Here is a 17,662-nt window from a genome sequence, read left to right as displayed (position 1 = left end):
TAAAATTCTAAAATGAAAAAAGATAATTTAGATAGAGTAGCAGTGGCAGTTCCCCCTTCGGGGGATAGCGGGAGATATACCAGGCAAATGGCACTACCCGAAATAGGAGAGTTAGGCCAGCAAAAATTACAGAACGCTCATGTTCTAGTAATTGGTGCGGGTGGTTTGGGTTGTCCCGTTTTGCAGAATTTGGCTGCCGCTGGAGTAGGTTTCATCGGAATTGTAGATGGTGATATCGTTGAAGAAACCAATTTGCATCGACAATTATTATACACTTTAAAAGATTGCGGAAAAAGCAAAGCAGCAACAGCCGCTACCGTGATTAAAGAACTGAATCCCGATGTTGAAGTTAGGGTGTTTCCTGAGTTTTTTAATACTCAAAATGCCTTTGAAATTGTTGCCGATTATCAGATTATCGTAGATTGTACCGATACGATCAGTGTTCGTTATTTGATTAATGATGTTTCACTGATCAAAAAAGTTCCTGTTGTGTACGCATCAATTTACAAATTTGAAGGGCAGGTTTCGGTTTTTAATTATAAAAATGGGCCGAGTTACCGTTGTTTATTTCCTAAAAAGGAGGGTTTGAATGCTGTTCCAAATTGCGTTAGTTCGGGAGTTTTGGGAGTTTTACCCAATACACTTGGTGCATTTCAAGCTACCGAAGTGCTAAAGATTATTCTGGAAATAGGAAGTGTACTGTCAGGTAAATTGCTGATTTATGATGCATTACAGTATCACACGCAAATAATTGATTTTACCAAAAATCCTAGAGAAATTGAAAAAGGACTTAAAAGCGGAATAAATATCCTCACCCCCAACCCCTCTCCGAAGGAAAGGGGAGGCGAAACCGAAAAAAGGGGACAGCGTTTTATACCAGTTGAAAATTTAGAACAAGAAACTTTTTTAGAAAAGTGTCGTCATGACCATTGCGTAGTCATTGACATTAGGGAAGCTTACGAAGAACCGAAATTCAACGAGCAAAATGTGGTGAACGTACCACTTGCTGAGTTGGAAAACTATTGCGGTAAGCTTGATAAATCGCAAGAGATTGTTTTATTCTGTCAAAGCGGACAACGAAGTCAATTGGCTTTGGACTATTTAAAAAAAGAAGGATTTACAAAGCTTTCTCATCTTGAAAAAGGAATTGAATCCATGAAAAAAAATGTCAATGTCAATATCAATGTCAATGGCAATATCAATGTCAATGGCAATAACGATGTGATTTTTAATAGCAAATAATAAAATAAAAAAATGTCAACAACAAAACCTAAAAAAAGTTCTTTTATTCAAGGAGCGATAACATCAGATTTCATTGGGAATTCTATTGCTAAGCATCAAAGTAAAACATCTATCGGGGCTCATAATATTTTTTTAGGGCAAGTTCGTGCCGATGTTATTGATGGGAAAACGGTTGTAGCTATCGAATATTCGGCTTACGAGGAAATGGCTGAACAGACTTTTTATGAAATTCGCGAAGCGGCTTTTGCCAAATATGAGCTTTCATGTCTGCATATTTATCATAGTCTAGGAACGGTAAAAACGGGGGAGATTTGCCTTTTTGTTTTTGTCTCGGCACCAAGGCGAAAAGTGGTTTATGAAGCCTTGGAGTTTTTGGTGGAAGAAATCAAAGAAAAGACCGCTGTTTTTGGTAAAGAAATAATGGAAGACGAATCCTATACTTGGAAGCAAAACAGTTAATAGGTTTGGAAATGGAACACAGATGACACTGATTTAACGGATTTAAAACTGATCTTTCTTTTAGTTTTAGAAAGATTATTTTGATTAATGATTTATAATAGTAAATCAGCAAAAATCAGCAAAAATCTGCGTGCCATAAAGAATAATATAAACACAGCCAAAAGCTATAAAATGGTAGATATTACACATAAAATAATTACGCTTCGCACCGCAACGGCACAGGCTATTGTAAAAGTAGGCTCGGCAGAAACGATGAAAGCGATTTTGGATAAAACAGTTCCTAAAGGCGATGTGCTAGAAGTAGCTAGAACTGCAGGACTTTTTGCAGTAAAAAACACCTCTAATTCTATTCCGGATTGCCATCCTATGCCGATCGAATATACGGGAATCGACTATGAATTTTTGGAGGATTCGGTTTTGATTAAAGTTACCGTAAAAGCAATTTACAGGACTGGTGTTGAGGTTGAAGCCATGCACGGTGCTTCGATTGTGGCATTAACGATGTACGATATGCTGAAACCCATTGACAAACAAGTAGAAATTTCGACCATTAAATTATTGCATAAAAAAGGCGGAAAATCAGATTATGGCAACAAAGAAGTTCAGGATTTATCGGTAGCGGTAATGGTCTGTTCGGATAGTGTTTCAAGTGGGAAAAAAGAAGATAGAGCCGGAAAAGTAATCTCGGATAAAATCAAGAATTTAGGATTAAGTGTTTCTAATTATATCGTTATTCCGGATGAGGTTTTAGACATTCAGGACACCATTAATAAACTATGTGCTAAGAATATGGACTTGGTTATCTTGACTGGCGGAACAGGATTGTCTGATCGAGATGTCACGCCCGAAGCGGTGATTCCGTTGTTAGATCGCCGCATTCCAGGCATCGAGGAAGCGATTCGTGCGTACGGTCAGGATCGCACGCCTTATGCTATGTTGTCCAGAAGCGTTGTTGGTTTTAAAGGAGATACTTTAATTATGGCTTTACCTGGTTCTACCGCAGGAGCTGGGGAATCCATGGACGCCGTTTTTCCTTCGGTTTTGCATTTATTCAAAATTTTAAAAGGATTCAACCATGGAAAATAACATTCAAATGCAGGATACTCATGGTCGCGGACACAGCTATTTACGCATTTCAATTACAGAAAATTGTAATTTGAGATGTACGTATTGTATGCCGGCCGAAGGGATTTCGCTTACGCCAAAAGCCCATCTGATGACTGCAGATGAAATTGTTACTATTGCACAAACCTTTGTCAATCAAGGTGTAAATAAAATCAGGCTGACTGGTGGAGAGCCTTTGGTTCGAAAAGATGCCAAAGATATCATTAAACGTCTTGGGAAATTAGGAGTAGAACTCACACTGACGACTAATGGAATTCTGGTTCATGATTTTATAGATACATTCAAAGAAGCAGGTGTTCACACCTTAAACCTGAGTATTGATAGTTTACAAAAAGAAAAGTTCAATCAGATTACCCGCAGGAATTATTTTGATAAATTCAATGAAAACTTGGAGTTGCTTGACGCCAATGGTTTTCAGTTGAAACTGAATGTAGTGGTGATGAAAGGTTTTAACGACAATGAAATCATTGATTTTATCGAATTGACCAAAAACCGAAACATCCAAATTCGGTTTATCGAATTTATGCCTTTTGATGGCAATCAATGGAACAAGGAGAAGCTGGTTTCCTATGCCGAAATCCTTTCGCAAGTCAATGATAGATACACTGTTGAAAAAGTGGAACGCTTGATAGATAAGCCACACGATACCGCCAAGAATCATAAAATAGCATCTTACAAAGGGAGTTTTTCGGTGATTAGTTCCGTAACAAATCCTTTTTGTAGCAGCTGTAATCGCATCCGTTTGACCGCCGATGGCAAACTTAAAAACTGTCTTTTCTCCAATTCTGAAACGGATTTATTACAAACGCTGCGTTCTGGAGGAGCTATTGAGCCTCTTATTTTTCAGAATATAAAATCGAAACACGCCATGCGTGGTGGCATGGATGATGATGCAAAATTTCAAAACCCAAAACTGTTTTCTCAAAATAGAAGTATGATCAAGATTGGGGGTTGATTTTAATAAAATTCAGTTGAATAGTATAAAATATAATCTCTTATTCTGCTTCCTAAAACAGAAAAAAGCGGTAAATTTATAGTATCATTAGTTATTGATTTTTATTAAATACATGAGAATGAAATTCAGATATTGCTCTTATTTTACCATTTTGTTTGTGGTGTTTTCTTGTTCGAAAAAAGCAGAAGGAATACAACCCACCGTTAGTGATGTAACCGAAAGTGTCTATGCATCGGGAGTCATTAAGGCGGACGATCAATACACCGTTTTTTCTACCGTAAATGGTATTCTACAAACTATAAAAGTCACAGCAGGACAATCAATTAGTCAAGGGCAGTTATTATTCGAAATAGAAAGTAAAAAAGCCGATCTTGATACCCAAAACGCGCAATTGACATACCAATTGAGCACTGAGAATAGTCGATATATTCAGGATCGAATTGCGGAAATAGAAATGAAGGTGCAGGCTGCAAAAGACAAACTGACTCTTGACGAATCTATTTTGAATAGAAATAAAAAAGTGAGGGCTCTCGAAGGAATTTCTGAGGTTGATTTTGAAAAAATCGAACTGACCTATAAAAGTTCTAAAATCAATTACGAAAGCACCAAAAAACAATTGGCACAACTTAAGGCACAATTAGAAAATGATCAAAACCGCAATAGTAATCGACTAAAATATTCACAAAATTCACAGAGTGATTACAGTATAAAAAGTGCTTTTACAGGACGTTTATTTGATGTTTTGGTCAAAGAAGGAAGCTTGGTGACCAATCAGACTCCGCTTGCCATTATCGGTAAATCAGATTCGTTTTTATTGGAATTAGAAGTGGATGAAAATGATATGGTTCGAGTGGCAATTGGTCAAAAAGTGGTGGTAACGATGGACAGTTACAAAGGACAAACTTTTGACGCTACGGTAGATAAAATTTATCCCATCATGGACGAGCGTTCCCGTACGTTCAAAGTCGAAGCGCACTTTATAAATCCACCTCAAAAATTATATCCAAACCTCACGGCCGAAGCCAATATCGTTATCAAAACCAAGAAGAACGCGATAACGATTCCGAGAAGTTATTTGATAGATAACCAATATGTACTGTTAAATGAAGATGAAAAAAGAAAAGTAAAAATAGGATTGAGCGATTACGAAAAAGTAGAGATACTTGCGGGATTGAAAAAAGAAGAAACTATTTATACTCCCAAAAAGTGAATTACAAACTAATTTTAGATATCGCTGTTCACTTGCTTAGAGCCAGACTGAAACAAACTATTGTTGCCGCAGTTGGGGTTACTTTTAGTATTGCTATGTTTATTTCTTTGGTCAGTTTTATGAGCGGCTTGAATGGCTTACTTGATGGCTTGATGCTCAATAGAACACCGCATATCCGAATGTTTAATGAAGTAAAACCATCGGATAATCAACCTTTGTCTTTATCGAAAGATTACAAAGGGAATACTGTTTTCATTCATTCGATAAAACCAAAAGATAGAGGAAAATCGATCTACAACAGCATGTCGATTATTAGTGCTTTGAAGCAAGACAAACGCGTAATTGATGTTGCGCCAAAGGTAACGGCTTCGGTTTTATATAATTCGGGAACTATTGAGATTTCTGGTATTGTAAACGGAATCGATGTGGTGGCAGAGAATACTCTTTTTAAGATTAGCGATTATATCAAAGAAGGTAAATTATCAGATTTATTTCAGAATAATAGTATCATTATAGGTAAGGGATTGTCGGACAAAATGTTACTTTCGGTTGGAGATATAATCAAAGTTTCTACTTCCAACGGTACTTTATCCTCTTTGAAAATTGTCGGAATATCTGAAACTGGCATCGCCGATATCGATAATATGGCGAGTTATACTTCTTTGGCTACAGCCCAAAAAATAGTTGGTCAGCCTAAAAATTATATCACCGATATACAAGTTAATTTGTATAAAAAAGAAAACGCAGTGGCAATTGCCCATGAATTTCATACCGTTTTTGATGTCGATACTATAGATTATTTAACGGCAAATGTGCAATTTGAAACCGGAAGTACGGTTCGAAGCATTATTTCGTACGCAGTTGGGATTGTGTTATTGATCGTGGCTGGTTTTGGGATTTATAATATTTTGAACATGATGATTTACGAAAAAATGGATAGCATTGCAATTCTCAAAGCAACAGGATTCTCAGGCAGTGATGTAAAATGGATTTTTATATCCCTTTCTATAATTATTGGTGTTACAGGAGGTGTATTTGGGTTGATTTTTGGTTTTATTTTTTCGAGTATAATTGATGTGATTCCTTTTTCATCGCCATCAGTCCCTTCGGTAACCACTTATCCCATTGATTATAATAGTAGTTACTACGTTATCGGACTTGTATTTGCGCTTTTTACAACCCTCATCTCTGGTTTTTTTCCAGCCATGAAAGCGAGTAGAGTAGATCCAGTTGAAATTATTAGAGGAAAATAAGATGAAAGAAACGATATTAGAAACCAAAGGCTTAATTAAATATTTCTATAATCCCAGCAAATTTCAGGTGATTAAAAGTGTTGATTTAAAGATTCAGCAAGGAGAGTTTGTTTCGATTGTTGGGAAATCGGGTTGCGGTAAATCGACTTTATTGTATTTATTATCGACCATGGATACCGATTATGAAGGGCAATTATTCATTCATAATCAACTAATCACTGGACAATCAGATCAAAACTTAGCGAAAATCAGAAATGAGAAAATCGGTTTTGTATTTCAATTTCACTACCTATTACCCGAATATAATGTGCTCAACAATGTGATGCTTCCGGGGTTAAAACTAGGAAAGTATTCTAAGAAAGAGTTAGAACAAAGAGCGCTGACCCATTTAAAAACGTTAGAGATTGAGCAGCATGCTTTAAAAATGCCCAATCAATTGAGCGGTGGAGAAAAACAGCGCGTTGCTATTGCCCGTGCCTTAATAAACGATCCTTTGATTATCATGGGCGATGAACCTACGGGGAACTTGGATCGAAAAAGCGGGGATGTTGTATTTGATATCTTCAAAAAATTAGCTACCGATTTCAATCAAACAATCCTAATTGTTACCCATGATCCCGATTTTGCTCATAAAACGGATCGAATTATTACTATGGAAGATGGTAGAATAATCTCTTAAAGATTAGATCTAATTTTTGAAGACAATAGTCGCAGTAATAATGCTATTAAAAAAACTCCTGATTTCTAATCGATCAACGATTTAGAAATCAGGAGTTTTTTTATTTTATATCGAAATCCTTTAAAATGATCTTAATTCCTTCTTGATAGGTTGTTACTTTAAAATCAGGGAATCGATTTTTAAATTTTGCTGAATCAAAGATGTTTTCAATTTTATATCGAGGTAGTAATTCTTGTGTTTCTTTTAGATTTTTATTGAAAAAAGCCCCGATTTTTAAAACAAAAGAACTTAACACAGTGTATGCAACTGGACGACCAAGTTGTTTTTCAATTTCTAAAAAAAATTGTTTGTATGTAAGTCTGTTATCATCGCAAGGCAAGTGCCAAGTTTGTCCGTAGGCATCTGGAGTATTTCCTATCAAGGCCATAGCTTTGCTTGCATCGGGTGTGAAAATTAACGTTCGTAATACATTGTCTTTTAAGAATACTTTGGGTTCTTTATGTTTTCTTAAATTTTCAAAAACCATTGTATTAGTCAAGCCTTTTGTTTTTCCAGGACCGTAGAATTCAGGTGCTCTACAAATAACAGCTTCGATTTCTTTATTAGCTATCGCATGCAATAGTAAATTGGCGGCTAGTTTTTTTCCTCTTCCTTTTTTTCCTTTAGAAGTTAATGGCGTTGTTTCTATTTGAATACTACTATCCTGTGGATAAGCATAGGTATTGTCAAAGTAAACCAATTTACATTTATTGATCTTGCAAGCAGCAATTACGTTTCTCAATACAATTTGCCAATCACGAAGCCAAATTTCAGAATCATAGGTTAAGCCTACAGTCAGATACGCAATATCAGTATCTTGGAGCGCTTCAATGACGCTTTTGGGATCAAGTAAATTGGCTTTAAAAAGTTCGTCATCGAGATTTACTTTCTCTGGATTTCTACCTACTAATTTTATTTTTGATGTATATTTTTTACGCAATTCACGAGCTAATTCTTCGCCTATAATTCCGTTTGCGCCTAGTATCGTTTGCATGTTATATTGTTTTTTAGATCCCTAATTTGCATGCTAAGTTACAAAGCTAATAGTGGAATCTATTGTATTATTATGGTTTTAAGTTTTAATTTTCCCATTCATAATTTTATATAATTAGTTATAAATTTATGTCTAATTTTAAAATGCAGTTGTTTAAAAATGTAAATTTACAAACTGTACTTAATAATTAGATTATGAAAAAAATAAATCAAATCGCATTAGTATTTCTTGCTATAGTGACTATTGCAACTTCAGGTTGTGCTGAAAAAAAACACGATGATAAAGCGGTTGATAAAATTGTAGGCGATATAGAAACTGCTATGGGTGGAAAAAAAGCTTATGACGCCATCAAAACTTTAGAATGGAGTTTTGTAGGTAGAAAACTGTATTGGAATAAATGGACTGCTGATGTACGTGTTGAAAACCCTAAAGACAACCAAGTAGTATTAGTAAATGTCAATACGATGAAAGGACAAGCTTTTGAAAATGGAACATTAGTAACAGATGCAACTAAATCTGCAGCTCTTTTACAAAGTGCCAAAGAATGGTGGATTAACGACTCTTATTGGTTAGTTATGCCTTGGAAATTACAAGACAAGGGCGTAACCTTAACCTATGTAAAAGAGGATAAATTAGCAGATGGGAAAGAGGCTACTATATTGCAAATGACTTTTGATGGAGTAGGAGTTACTCCAGAAAATAAATATTGGATTTATGTAGAAAACGATACTCACCTAATTAAGCAATGGGCGTACTATAACAATTTTAACGACGAAGCTCCTGCTTTCTTAAAACCATGGAGTGATTATAAAAAGATCGCTGGAGTTCTTTTTTCTTATGATCGAATGAATGAAAAGGTAGGACCAACAAATGTTATAGCTAACAAAGATTATGGTCCAGACTTTTTTACTAAGTTGTAACTAGAATTAAAATGATAAAAACCCTTGAAGAGACCAACTCATCTATTGAAGGCTTTTTTTAATTTTATAACAACAGCTCTAAATTAGTTCAAATAAAGTAATCAGTAAATATATTGTTATACTCTAATTCTAACGGTTCTATTGTATTCACGACTATAGATATAGATACGATTTCTAAAGCAGTACTTGTGGTTTAATTAAAAATACTTTTTTAATTTTTCGATCAAAAAAGGCATTCGTTTTAAAAGGAAAAAGGGACTCAACTTTTAAGTAGATGAGTCCCTTTTTATACTTTGATGATTGTTAACTTACAATTTTTTCACGTACTGAGTAATGATGACAATGGTTTGTCCATCTACTTTTCCTTCGATATATTCAGCATTTTCATGATCTAATCTAATGTTACGAACAGCAGTTCCTTGTTTTGCAACCATGCTAGAACCTTTTACTTTTAGATCTTTAATCAATACAACAGAATCTCCTACTTCTAGAATGACTCCATTACTGTCTCTATGAACGATTTTATTCTCTTCTTCAGCACCTTCGCCAGTAGCTTGCGCCCAAGCTAAAGTATCTTCGTCAAAATACATTTGGTCAATTAATTCTTGTGGCCATCCTGCAGCACGCAAACGGCTTAACATTCTCCAAGAAACAACTTGAACGGCAGTATGCTCACTCCACATGCTATCGTTAAGGCATCTCCAGTGGTTTAAATCTTCGTTACCAGGAGTCTCAATTTGGTCAATACAAGTAGCACAGGCCATAATAGCTTCGTCAATTCCGCCTTTTTGAGTTGGTAAAACTTGATATACTTTTAGGTTTTCAGTATTTCCACAAAGTTCACATTTTGATCCACTACGTTTGTTCAATTCTCTATCTATACTCATTATAAGGCTGTTTGTTTTTTTGCGAAAGTAAGGTTTATTGACTTTTTTGCCAAATTATTACAAGGTCACTTTATTATTAATTTTATTTTACACGAACCGCTGGCGGAACGAGTTTTTGGTATTCTCCACCGTTTCTTAATACGTCTCTAACAATGCTAGAACTTATGTATGAAGTTTTTGCAGCTGTTAGTAGGAAAACCGTTTCTATTTTAGAAAGGTACCTGTTAGTATGTGCAATGGCTTTTTCGAATTCAAAATCGGCTGGATTACGTAAACCACGTAAAATAAAATTAGCTTTTACTTTTTTGCATAAGTCGATAGTTAAACCTTCATAAGTAATCACCGAAATTTTAGGTTCATTTTTAAAAGTTTCTTCAATGAATCTTTTTCTTTCCTCTAGAGTAAACATGTATTTTTTCTCGGCATTTATCCCAATGGCAATTACGATTTCATCAAATAGTGGAATTGCTCTTTTGATAATATCTTCATGTCCTAAAGTAATGGGATCAAAAGATCCTGGAAATATGGCTTTTCTCATTTCAATTATGATTAATGAATTAAATTTTAATAGCAATACGGTTTATGTAATCCGAATGGTTTTAATTGCTGCTTCACATTCTTTATTTTTGCAGCAAGCAAAGTGACATTGTCTTTTAGAATTATTAAAAAGCCAGTTCTATTGAATTTGAAAATAAGTCCGTCAATGAAATTCCAGCTGCTTCGGCTTGTTGCGGTATTAAGCTCTCTGGTGTTAATCCAGGAACGGTATTCATTTCTAACATGAACGGCTCATCATTAACGATAATAAATTCTGTTCTTGAAAATCCTTTCATTTTTAATAATTCGTAAGCGCGTTTTGCAATTTCGCCTACTTTTTTGGTCATTTCATCAGAGATTCTAGCTGGAGTAATCTCTTGGGATTTTCCTTGGTATTTTGCTTCGTAATCAAAAAAGTCATTTTCTGATACGATTTCAGTAATAGGAAGTACGATAATCTCCCCTTTATAATTGATCACTCCTACAGTAACTTCCATTCCGTCAAGGAAACTTTCAATAATGATTTCGTTGTCCTCTTGATACGCAAATTCTATGGCAATAGGTAATTCGGCTTCTGTTTTTACTTTCGATATTCCAAAACTAGAACCCCCTTTATTAGGTTTTACAAAACAAGGTAAACCTACAGTATTTACAATTTCGCTTGTTTTTATAACGTCGCCTTTATTTAAATAATATGATGTTGCACTTTTAATTCCGTATGGTTTTAAAACAGATAAGAAATCTCTTTTATTGAAGGTTAGTGCTGCTTGGTAATAATTGCATGAAGTTTGTGGAATTTCGAGCAATTCAAAATACGCTTGCATTAATCCATCTTCCCCAGGTGTACCGTGAATAGCGTTAAAAACGCAGTCGAATACTATTTTAGTACCATTTACATTGATAGAAAAATCATTTTTATCGATTGGGAATTCATTATTATCAGCATCAACATATACCCATTTTTCTTTAAAGATATGCACACAGTACCCGTTGTATTTTGTTTTATCTAGAAATTTATAAACGACGTTTCCGCTAATAAGAGAGATTTTGTATTCGCTGGAATAACCGCCCATGATTATGGCAATGTTTTTCATTTTTGTTTGTTTAATGTTTCTAGTAGGCTTGTATGGTAGTAACATACCACTAGTTTTATTGATTACTTTAACGTGTTTTAGCCCCGATAGTAGCGGCATCCCACACTTTTTTGTGTGGATACAGCGGATAGCGGGAATAGCTCCTAATGATTATAATAGCAGCACTAAATTCCATTAAACAAAATTATCATTTTTTTTGGAACGAAATAGGTTTATCTTTGCGAGAAATAAAAATAAATTTATGAGTTTACGTAACTATCTTATTAGCCGAGTTTTTCTTTTACAGGTTTTTCTTGCTGCTTTGATTATTGCCGTTTTAGGCTATTTGTTTATGCATTGGTTGACATTTACCACAAATCATGGTAACGTAATTGTAGTTCCCAATTTAAGTAAGCTTACTGAAGAGCAAGTAGAAGATAAGTTAGATGGTTTAGACCTTACTTATGTATTGCTAGACAGTTTAGATTATAGAAGTGACTACCCAAAATCTAGCGTTGTGCAGCAAGATCCTTTGCCAGGTGCAAAAGTAAAAGAGGGAAGAAAGATATATATTAAAATTAATGCTTCGGGCTTTTCATCAGTTAAAGTTCCTAATTTGATCGAAAAAACCTATCGTGAAGCAGTACCTACTTTAAAAGCTTTAGGGCTAGAGGAAGGAACAATTACTTATATTCCTAATTTGGCAAAAGATATGGTGCTGGATATGCGTTACAGAGGTAGAAGTATTAAACCAGGAGATAGGGTTTTGAAATCGTCTAAAATTGATTTAGTTTTAGGAGATGGAAAAGCGAGTTATGAAGAAGATATAAGAACGGATTCTATAGTAGAACCAGCAGAAGAAATACCAAATGAACAATAATATAGAGTCAGAAGACCTAGAACAAGAATTGTACGAACATTTTAAATTTGAAGTTACTAAAGGGACAACACCTTTAAGAATCGATAAATATTTGATGGGGTTAATACAAAATGCTACACGTAATAAATTACAGATTGCAGCTACAGAAGGAAATATTTTTGTAAATGATGTTCCTGTAAAATCTAATTATAAAGTAAAAGCATTTGATGTGGTTCGAGTGATGTTAACGCATCCTCCTTACGAAAACCATATCATACCAGAAGATATTCCGTTAAACATTGTTTATGAAGACGATACTTTATTGTTAATCAATAAAGAACCAGGAATGGTAGTACATCCTGGTCATGGTAATTATACAGGGACGCTTGTGCATGCTTTAGCACATCACTTTGATAATTTGCCTATGAACAGTAGTGAGCGTCCTGGATTAGTACATCGTATTGATAAAGATACTTCAGGTTTGTTAGTTATTGCTAAAACAGAAGCTGCTATGACGCATCTAGCTAAACAGTTTGAAGCTAAAACTTCTGAAAGGGAGTATGTGGCACTTGTTTGGGGAAATGTAGCAGAAGAAAGTGGAACTATAGAAGGTAACCTAGCACGTCACTTAAAAGACCGCATGCAAATGGCTGTTTTTGCTGATCCGGAAATAGGGAAACCTGCTATTACACATTATAAAGTTTTAGAACGTTTTGGGTATGTTACTTTGATATCGTGCCAACTGGAAACAGGAAGAACACATCAGATTAGAGCGCATTTAAAACACATAGGGCATCCTTTATTCAATGACGAACGTTATGGTGGTCATTTAATTTTAAAAGGGACTACGTTTACAAAATACAAACAGTTTATAGATAATTGTTTTAAAATATTACCTAGACAAGCATTACACGCTAAAACATTAGGTTTTATACATCCTACAACCAAGGAAATGAAACGTTTTGACACCGAATTGCCAAAAGATTTTCAAGATTGTATTGAAAAATGGAGAGGTTACTCTAAATCACATTTAACAGATGAAGAAGCGTAAACTTACGTTATAATAATAAATTCATAAAGCCCCTTTTTAAGTAAAAAGGGGCTTTTTTTTGGTTGTTTATTATTTATCGAAATAGTATTCTATTTGTTTTATAATAAATTGCCGTTTATTATCTTCAAGAATGTAAGTAAGAAAGTAATTCTTAACCAATTTTTAAGATATGTAAATTGACACAATTAAAAGTGTTATTGCAATAGCCACTTTTAGTGCTATTTAAAATATTTAGATTGTCATAAAAATTACTAATTCAATATTGCCTATGCAATAATCAAATTCTCAGTTCGAGCGAACTCGAGAACTGCTGTTGCACCTCATGATTCTTGTTGATGTGACGAAAATTTGATTGGATTATAGTATGTTGATTTTGGGTATGTTTCCTTTAAATATGTTTTTTTAAGACTTTATTTGTTTTTTAATTTTAAAGATTCTAAAATTTTAGGACTTGATTGTTCCTCCTTTTAAATGAGGATATTAAAGATGAGTTTCTAGTGAATTTCACCCACTTTTAAATTTTATGGGTTTGCCAGTCTACTTTATGTTGCAAATGAGAATTCTTTACTTAATTTTACAGAAATATAATATACCACCATTGAAAGATACTGCAAAACACCAAGGGCTTCGAAACCAATTAGTAAGCGTTTTACAAGAAAAAGGAATTACAGATAGAAATGTTTTGGATGCAATTAAAAAGATCCCTAGACACCTGTTTTTAAATTCTAGCTTCGAAGATTATGCTTATCAAGATAAGGCTTTCCCTATTGGTGCAGGGCAAACCATTTCGCAGCCATATACTGTTGCTTTTCAGTCTCAGTTATTAGAAATAAAAAAAGACCATAAAGTTTTAGAAATAGGAACGGGTTCAGGGTATCAAACTGCAGTTTTGTATTTAATGGGAGCTAAAGTTTATAGCGTAGAACGCCAAAATGAATTGTTTAAGCAAACATCAGCCTTACTTCCTAAATTGGGTATCAGACCCAAGCATCTTACTTTTGGAGATGGTTATAAAGGGTTGCCTAATTTTGGCCCTTTTGACAGTATAATTGTAACAGCGGGAGCACCTTTTATTCCGCAACCCTTGATGGCACAGCTAAAAATAGGGGGTAGGCTGGTTATTCCGCTTGGAGATGATGTGCAAGTAATGACGTTGTTAATTAGAAAAAACGAAACTCAATTTGAGAAACATGAGTTAGGTGAATTCCGATTTGTTCCTTTATTAGAAGATAAAAATTAAAACGATTCTTTTATTTTTCTGAGAGTTGCAATGTAATTTATTTATGTTTTTTTATTTACTGTTTTTTCTTTGAGAGTATTTGTGTGATAGTTTTGGGAGATTGCGTACTAAAATTTTAATAAAACACTAAATCTAGTTATTACTGAGATAAAACAAAGAAGAAGGTTAATTGCTTAACCTTCTTCTTTATTATTTGTATATTTTTTTTATTCGATCTAAATCTCGTTTAGTGTCTTGTTCTTTCAAAGATTCTCGTTTATCATAGGTTTTTTTACCTCGACAAAGCCCAATTTCAAGTTTTGCCATTCCTTTTTCGTTGGTGAATAATTTTAAAGGAACAATAGTAAGTCCTTTGGCTTGTACACTTCGTTCTAAACTTTTTAATTCTCGTTTGTTTAAAAGTAATTTTCTTTCGCTTCTCGCTTTATGATTAAACTGATTACCAAAAGTATATTCTTCTATGTACGTATTGATAGCAAAAAGTTCGCTATTACTAAACTCGCAAAAGCTTTCAGTAATATTAGCTTTTCCTAAACGGATAGATTTTATTTCGGTCCCTGCCAAAACAATTCCAGCAGTGAATTTCTCGATTATTTCGTAATCAAATCGAGCTCTTTTATTTAGTATGTTGACAGTTTTTAGCATAGGATGACAAATGTAGCAACAAATGTATGAATCAGCAATCTTTTTTGAAAAAATGGTATAAATTTGCCAAATGGAAAAACAACAATCAAAAGATCCTTTACACGGAATCACTTTAAAAACTATTTTAGAGCAATTAGAAGCGCATTATGGATTTGATACCTTAGGTGAATTAATAAAAGTTAAATGCTTCAACGATAACCCAAGTATAAAATCAAGTCTTACTTTTTTAAGAAAAACGGAATGGGCAAGAAAACAAGTTGAAGATTTGTATGTGAAAAATCACAAAAAATTTACTTCGTAAACCTAATTTAATTTATAAGAGATCATTACTCCTCCTCTATAAGGTAGCCATTCACCGCTTTTATTCCAGTGCCTTACATTTTCATAACGGCTACCGTCACTTATACGGTACCCCTTATAAAATCCTTGATGCCAACCGCCACCCAGAAAACAATCCAAGTAAAACTTATCATTTATTTTTGCTTTATAACCTACAGTTACTCCTGCAAAGTAACCAAATCCTTTTTCGTATAAATCAGTATTTAAGTAGTTCCATTTTTGAAAATTATACAAACTAGCTCCAATATGTCCACCTAAGTAAAAGCCATTGTCGATTGCTTTAAAGTGATACCTGTATTCAGGTGTGAAAGTGTAAAATTCACGTGGTTTCCCATTAACGGATTTCCAAAAAGAAGCTAATACATCAAAATTTAATGTTGATTTTTCTCCAATTGTAGTCTCTATTGCTACGTTAGGAACAGTTAAAAGTGTTGTAAAAGCATTTACTTTTACATAAGTTTGACTTTGAGATTGTAATGTAAAAAGTACAATTGCCAAAAAGATTGTTTTTTTCATAGGTAAAGTTTCAACCAATTATTTGGGGAGCTAATTGGTTTTAAATTAGTAATTGTTTAATATATAATAAACACAAAAGTAAATGATTTAGTATGCCGAGATTGTAAAATACTTCTTGTTATGATTTATTTAACAATGAATAGATGACGGTATCTAAAAAGCGTCCTTCATAAAACTGATTTTCAATAAAATGAGCTTCTTTGGAAAAACCGCTTTTTAATAAAACTTTTTCTGACGCAGTATTATTTGGGTCAATAACTGCCTCAATAGTGTGTAATTTCATTTCGTTAAAACCAAAAGCGATTACTTTTTTTAAAGCTTCAGGAATAAAGCCTTTACCATGATAATCTGGATGAAGAATATAACCCACTTCGGAACGGTAATTTTGCGGTTGGATTCGGTAATGACCAATGATTCCAATAAGTTTATCGCTGTTCTTTAAAGTTATAGCCCAATTAATCCCTTCATTCCTGTCAATTGTAGCATCAATTGTTGCAATATGTGCCAAAGCATCTTCAGGAGTTATTGCTAAAGGTCTTGGGATATATTTCATTACTTCTCGGTTTGAGCGTAAATAAAATATCTCGTTTACGTCATCATTAACCACTCTACGTAGTGATAATCGTTCGGTTTCTAAATTTGGGAAAGGACTAAAATTAAGTGCTAACATTTGTTTAATAATAAAGTTATAGAATTGCGATAGTGAGATGTGAATCAAAAGTATTTTTAGGAGCTAATAATTGGATGCCTTCTTTTTCCATAATATTTCCAGTATTATTATTGGTGTCAGAATACCCAAACCAGGGTTCTATACATATAAATGGAGCATTATTTAAGGTCCAAATTCCCAAATGCGGAAAATCATCAAAACGGATGTTTAGCATAGGGGTTTTGTTTTCTAAAATAGTAACCGATTTAGAAGCTAATAATTTAAAAATTAAGGCATCTTTCTCGAATAAAGAATAATTTAAAGGTACACTATTTACCTCAGTATCTAATCTTTTAGTTTCATCAGAAAGTAAATTATTTTCTAGAAGTGTGTAAATTAAAGGTTCTTCTTTTTCAAATTCTAAAGTATAATTTTCAAATTGAGAAGGCAATGCAAAAGCAGGATGTGCTCCAATAGAAAAGCCCATTTCTAGATCCCCTTTATTGATTACTTGATATTTTATTACAATTTCATTTTCGATTAGTTGATAGCAAATTTGGAGTTCAAATTCAAAGGGGTATACTTTTAATGTTTCCTCAGTTGATTTAAGAGAAAATGTAACCCTGTCTTCTTTTTTTTCGATTAAATCAAAAACCATATCCCTAGCAAAACCATGTCTAGATAAAGTATATTGTTGGTTATTGTAAGTGTATTTATTGTCTTTTAAAGTTCCTACTATAGGAAAGAGAATTGGGGAGTGTTTGCCCCAAAATTTAGAATTCCCTTCCCAGATATATTCTTTATTATTACTGATTTTTTTTAAAGAACATAACTCGGCACCTGCATGTTTAATTTCAGCTGATAAAAAACTATTTGTAATTATTGTTGTAGTCAAAGTAGTAGGTTTTAGTAGTTAATTTGATACTGTAAATATATTTTATAATTTCAATTAATTAATACTTGCAGAGCAAAATATGTGGAGTTATATAA

General features: G+C 33.8%; 20 protein-coding genes. 12 read left to right on the top strand and 8 right to left on the bottom strand.

Going from position 1 to position 17,662, the window contains the following annotated elements; all coding sequences use genetic code 11:
- Positions 1-12 precede the first annotated feature (12 nt).
- The 7 genes from HNP99_RS11115 (at position 13) to HNP99_RS11085 (ending at position 6,923) form a co-directional block, all read left to right on the top strand.
- Entirely contained in the window at positions 13-1,242 is a 1,230-nt protein-coding gene (locus HNP99_RS11115) for a HesA/MoeB/ThiF family protein (protein ID WP_173853455.1), read from the top strand.
- 12 nt (positions 1,243-1,254) lie between these two features.
- Entirely contained in the window at positions 1,255-1,701 is a 447-nt protein-coding gene (locus HNP99_RS11110) for a molybdenum cofactor biosynthesis protein MoaE (RefSeq protein ID WP_173853454.1), read from the top strand.
- 87 nt (positions 1,702-1,788) lie between these two features.
- Positions 1,789-2,787, top strand: a complete 999-nt coding sequence (gene moaCB, locus HNP99_RS11105; RefSeq protein ID WP_173853453.1) for a bifunctional molybdenum cofactor biosynthesis protein MoaC/MoaB — start codon at positions 1,789-1,791, stop codon at positions 2,785-2,787.
- Positions 2,777-3,781, top strand: coding sequence for a GTP 3',8-cyclase MoaA (gene moaA, locus HNP99_RS11100; protein ID WP_173853452.1), 1,005 nt, complete (start codon positions 2,777-2,779; stop codon positions 3,779-3,781). Before moaCB ends, moaA begins: the two co-directional genes overlap by 11 nt.
- A gap of 118 nt (positions 3,782-3,899) precedes the next feature.
- Positions 3,900-4,991, top strand: coding sequence for an efflux RND transporter periplasmic adaptor subunit (locus HNP99_RS11095; protein ID WP_173853451.1), 1,092 nt, complete (start codon positions 3,900-3,902; stop codon positions 4,989-4,991).
- Complete coding sequence (locus HNP99_RS11090; protein ID WP_173853450.1) at positions 4,988-6,244, top strand: ABC transporter permease; 1,257 nt, start codon at positions 4,988-4,990, stop codon at positions 6,242-6,244. Before HNP99_RS11095 ends, HNP99_RS11090 begins: the two co-directional genes overlap by 4 nt.
- Position 6,245: 1 nt before the next feature.
- On the top strand, positions 6,246-6,923 hold the full coding sequence (locus tag HNP99_RS11085) for an ABC transporter ATP-binding protein (protein ID WP_173853449.1): 678 nt from the start codon (positions 6,246-6,248) through the stop codon (positions 6,921-6,923).
- 100 nt (positions 6,924-7,023) lie between these two features.
- Here the strand turns inward: HNP99_RS11085 and HNP99_RS11080 are convergent, their stop codons facing one another.
- The gene (locus HNP99_RS11080) at positions 7,024-7,956 is read right to left on the bottom strand and encodes an NAD-dependent epimerase/dehydratase family protein (RefSeq protein WP_173853448.1); all 933 of its coding nucleotides are present in this window, start codon (positions 7,954-7,956) and stop codon (positions 7,024-7,026) included.
- Positions 7,957-8,150: 194 nt separating this feature from the next.
- On the opposite strand from HNP99_RS11080, the gene HNP99_RS11075 reads away from it, so the two are divergent.
- Positions 8,151-8,876, top strand: coding sequence for a hypothetical protein (locus HNP99_RS11075; protein WP_173853447.1), 726 nt, complete (start codon positions 8,151-8,153; stop codon positions 8,874-8,876).
- Positions 8,877-9,184: 308 nt separating this feature from the next.
- Here the strand turns inward: HNP99_RS11075 and HNP99_RS11070 are convergent, their stop codons facing one another.
- The 3 genes from HNP99_RS11070 to HNP99_RS11060 all read right to left on the bottom strand — a co-directional run bounded on the left by HNP99_RS11070 (position 9,185) and on the right by HNP99_RS11060 (position 11,394).
- Positions 9,185-9,763, bottom strand: coding sequence for a PhnA domain-containing protein (locus HNP99_RS11070; RefSeq protein ID WP_173853446.1), 579 nt, complete (start codon positions 9,761-9,763; stop codon positions 9,185-9,187).
- A gap of 82 nt (positions 9,764-9,845) precedes the next feature.
- Positions 9,846-10,301 (bottom strand): pantetheine-phosphate adenylyltransferase, encoded by a 456-nt coding sequence (gene coaD / locus HNP99_RS11065; protein ID WP_173853445.1) that lies wholly within the window; start codon positions 10,299-10,301, stop codon positions 9,846-9,848.
- Positions 10,302-10,425: 124 nt separating this feature from the next.
- Positions 10,426-11,394, bottom strand: coding sequence for a D-alanine--D-alanine ligase (locus HNP99_RS11060; protein ID WP_173853535.1), 969 nt, complete (start codon positions 11,392-11,394; stop codon positions 10,426-10,428).
- 241 nt (positions 11,395-11,635) lie between these two features.
- Here HNP99_RS11060 and HNP99_RS11055 point away from each other — a divergent pair, with 241 nt between their 5' ends.
- The 3 genes from HNP99_RS11055 (at position 11,636) to HNP99_RS11045 (ending at position 14,523) form a co-directional block, all read left to right on the top strand.
- Complete coding sequence (locus HNP99_RS11055; protein ID WP_173853444.1) at positions 11,636-12,253, top strand: PASTA domain-containing protein; 618 nt, start codon at positions 11,636-11,638, stop codon at positions 12,251-12,253.
- Positions 12,243-13,283, top strand: coding sequence for an RluA family pseudouridine synthase (locus HNP99_RS11050; RefSeq protein ID WP_173853443.1), 1,041 nt, complete (start codon positions 12,243-12,245; stop codon positions 13,281-13,283). Before HNP99_RS11055 ends, HNP99_RS11050 begins: the two co-directional genes overlap by 11 nt.
- Positions 13,284-13,881: 598 nt before the next feature.
- The gene (locus HNP99_RS11045) at positions 13,882-14,523 is read left to right on the top strand and encodes a protein-L-isoaspartate(D-aspartate) O-methyltransferase (RefSeq protein WP_173853442.1); all 642 of its coding nucleotides are present in this window, start codon (positions 13,882-13,884) and stop codon (positions 14,521-14,523) included.
- 189 nt (positions 14,524-14,712) lie between these two features.
- On the opposite strand, the gene smpB is transcribed toward HNP99_RS11045, so the two are convergent.
- Positions 14,713-15,168, bottom strand: a complete 456-nt coding sequence (smpB, locus tag HNP99_RS11040) for an SsrA-binding protein SmpB (protein WP_173853441.1) — start codon at positions 15,166-15,168, stop codon at positions 14,713-14,715.
- A 70-nt stretch (positions 15,169-15,238) separates the two neighbouring features.
- On the opposite strand from smpB, the gene HNP99_RS11035 reads away from it, so the two are divergent.
- Positions 15,239-15,469: a VF530 family protein gene (locus HNP99_RS11035; protein WP_173853440.1), complete on the top strand. Its 231-nt coding sequence runs from the start codon at positions 15,239-15,241 to the stop codon at positions 15,467-15,469.
- Positions 15,470-15,471: 2 nt separating this feature from the next.
- Here HNP99_RS11035 and HNP99_RS11030 read toward each other — a convergent pair whose 3' ends face one another.
- The 3 genes from HNP99_RS11030 to HNP99_RS11020 form a co-directional block, all read right to left on the bottom strand.
- Entirely contained in the window at positions 15,472-16,023 is a 552-nt protein-coding gene (locus tag HNP99_RS11030) for a DUF3575 domain-containing protein (RefSeq protein ID WP_173853439.1), read from the bottom strand.
- Positions 16,024-16,141: 118 nt separating this feature from the next.
- Positions 16,142-16,693, bottom strand: coding sequence for a GNAT family N-acetyltransferase (locus HNP99_RS11025; protein WP_173853438.1), 552 nt, complete (start codon positions 16,691-16,693; stop codon positions 16,142-16,144).
- Between the two features lie 16 nt (positions 16,694-16,709).
- A complete protein-coding gene (locus HNP99_RS11020) occupies positions 16,710-17,567 on the bottom strand; it encodes an aldose 1-epimerase family protein (protein ID WP_173853437.1) in 858 nt (285 codons plus the stop codon).
- Between the last annotated feature and the right edge of the window lie 95 nt (positions 17,568-17,662).

The sequence above is a fragment of the Flavobacterium gelidicaeli genome, assembly GCF_013294005.1.
Lineage (GTDB): Bacteria > Bacteroidota > Bacteroidia > Flavobacteriales > Flavobacteriaceae > Flavobacterium.
This window is presented reverse-complemented; position numbering and strand designations above follow the sequence as displayed.

Excerpts from the sequence above, each read along its gene's own strand:
- HNP99_RS11095 (WP_173853451.1), top strand. The coding sequence starts at position 3,900 with ATGAAATTCAGATATTGCTCTTATTTTACCATTTTGTTTGTGGTGTTT.
- HNP99_RS11055 (WP_173853444.1), top strand. The coding sequence starts at position 11,636 with ATGAGTTTACGTAACTATCTTATTAGCCGAGTTTTTCTTTTACAGGTT.
- smpB (WP_173853441.1), bottom strand. The coding sequence starts at position 15,168 with ATGCTAAAAACTGTCAACATACTAAATAAAAGAGCTCGATTTGATTAC.
- HNP99_RS11030 (WP_173853439.1), bottom strand. The coding sequence starts at position 16,023 with ATGAAAAAAACAATCTTTTTGGCAATTGTACTTTTTACATTACAATCT.
- HNP99_RS11060 (WP_173853535.1), bottom strand. The coding sequence starts at position 11,394 with ATGAAAAACATTGCCATAATCATGGGCGGTTATTCCAGCGAATACAAA.
- moaA (WP_173853452.1), top strand. The coding sequence starts at position 2,777 with ATGGAAAATAACATTCAAATGCAGGATACTCATGGTCGCGGACACAGC.
- HNP99_RS11115 (WP_173853455.1), top strand. The coding sequence starts at position 13 with ATGAAAAAAGATAATTTAGATAGAGTAGCAGTGGCAGTTCCCCCTTCG.
- HNP99_RS11035 (WP_173853440.1), top strand. The coding sequence starts at position 15,239 with ATGGAAAAACAACAATCAAAAGATCCTTTACACGGAATCACTTTAAAA.
- HNP99_RS11075 (WP_173853447.1), top strand. The coding sequence starts at position 8,151 with ATGAAAAAAATAAATCAAATCGCATTAGTATTTCTTGCTATAGTGACT.
- HNP99_RS11025 (WP_173853438.1), bottom strand. The coding sequence starts at position 16,693 with ATGTTAGCACTTAATTTTAGTCCTTTCCCAAATTTAGAAACCGAACGA.
- moaCB (WP_173853453.1), top strand. The coding sequence starts at position 1,789 with ATGATTTATAATAGTAAATCAGCAAAAATCAGCAAAAATCTGCGTGCC.
- HNP99_RS11080 (WP_173853448.1), bottom strand. The coding sequence starts at position 7,956 with ATGCAAACGATACTAGGCGCAAACGGAATTATAGGCGAAGAATTAGCT.
- HNP99_RS11070 (WP_173853446.1), bottom strand. The coding sequence starts at position 9,763 with ATGAGTATAGATAGAGAATTGAACAAACGTAGTGGATCAAAATGTGAA.
- HNP99_RS11110 (WP_173853454.1), top strand. The coding sequence starts at position 1,255 with ATGTCAACAACAAAACCTAAAAAAAGTTCTTTTATTCAAGGAGCGATA.
- HNP99_RS11085 (WP_173853449.1), top strand. The coding sequence starts at position 6,246 with ATGAAAGAAACGATATTAGAAACCAAAGGCTTAATTAAATATTTCTAT.
- HNP99_RS11050 (WP_173853443.1), top strand. The coding sequence starts at position 12,243 with ATGAACAATAATATAGAGTCAGAAGACCTAGAACAAGAATTGTACGAA.
- coaD (WP_173853445.1), bottom strand. The coding sequence starts at position 10,301 with ATGAGAAAAGCCATATTTCCAGGATCTTTTGATCCCATTACTTTAGGA.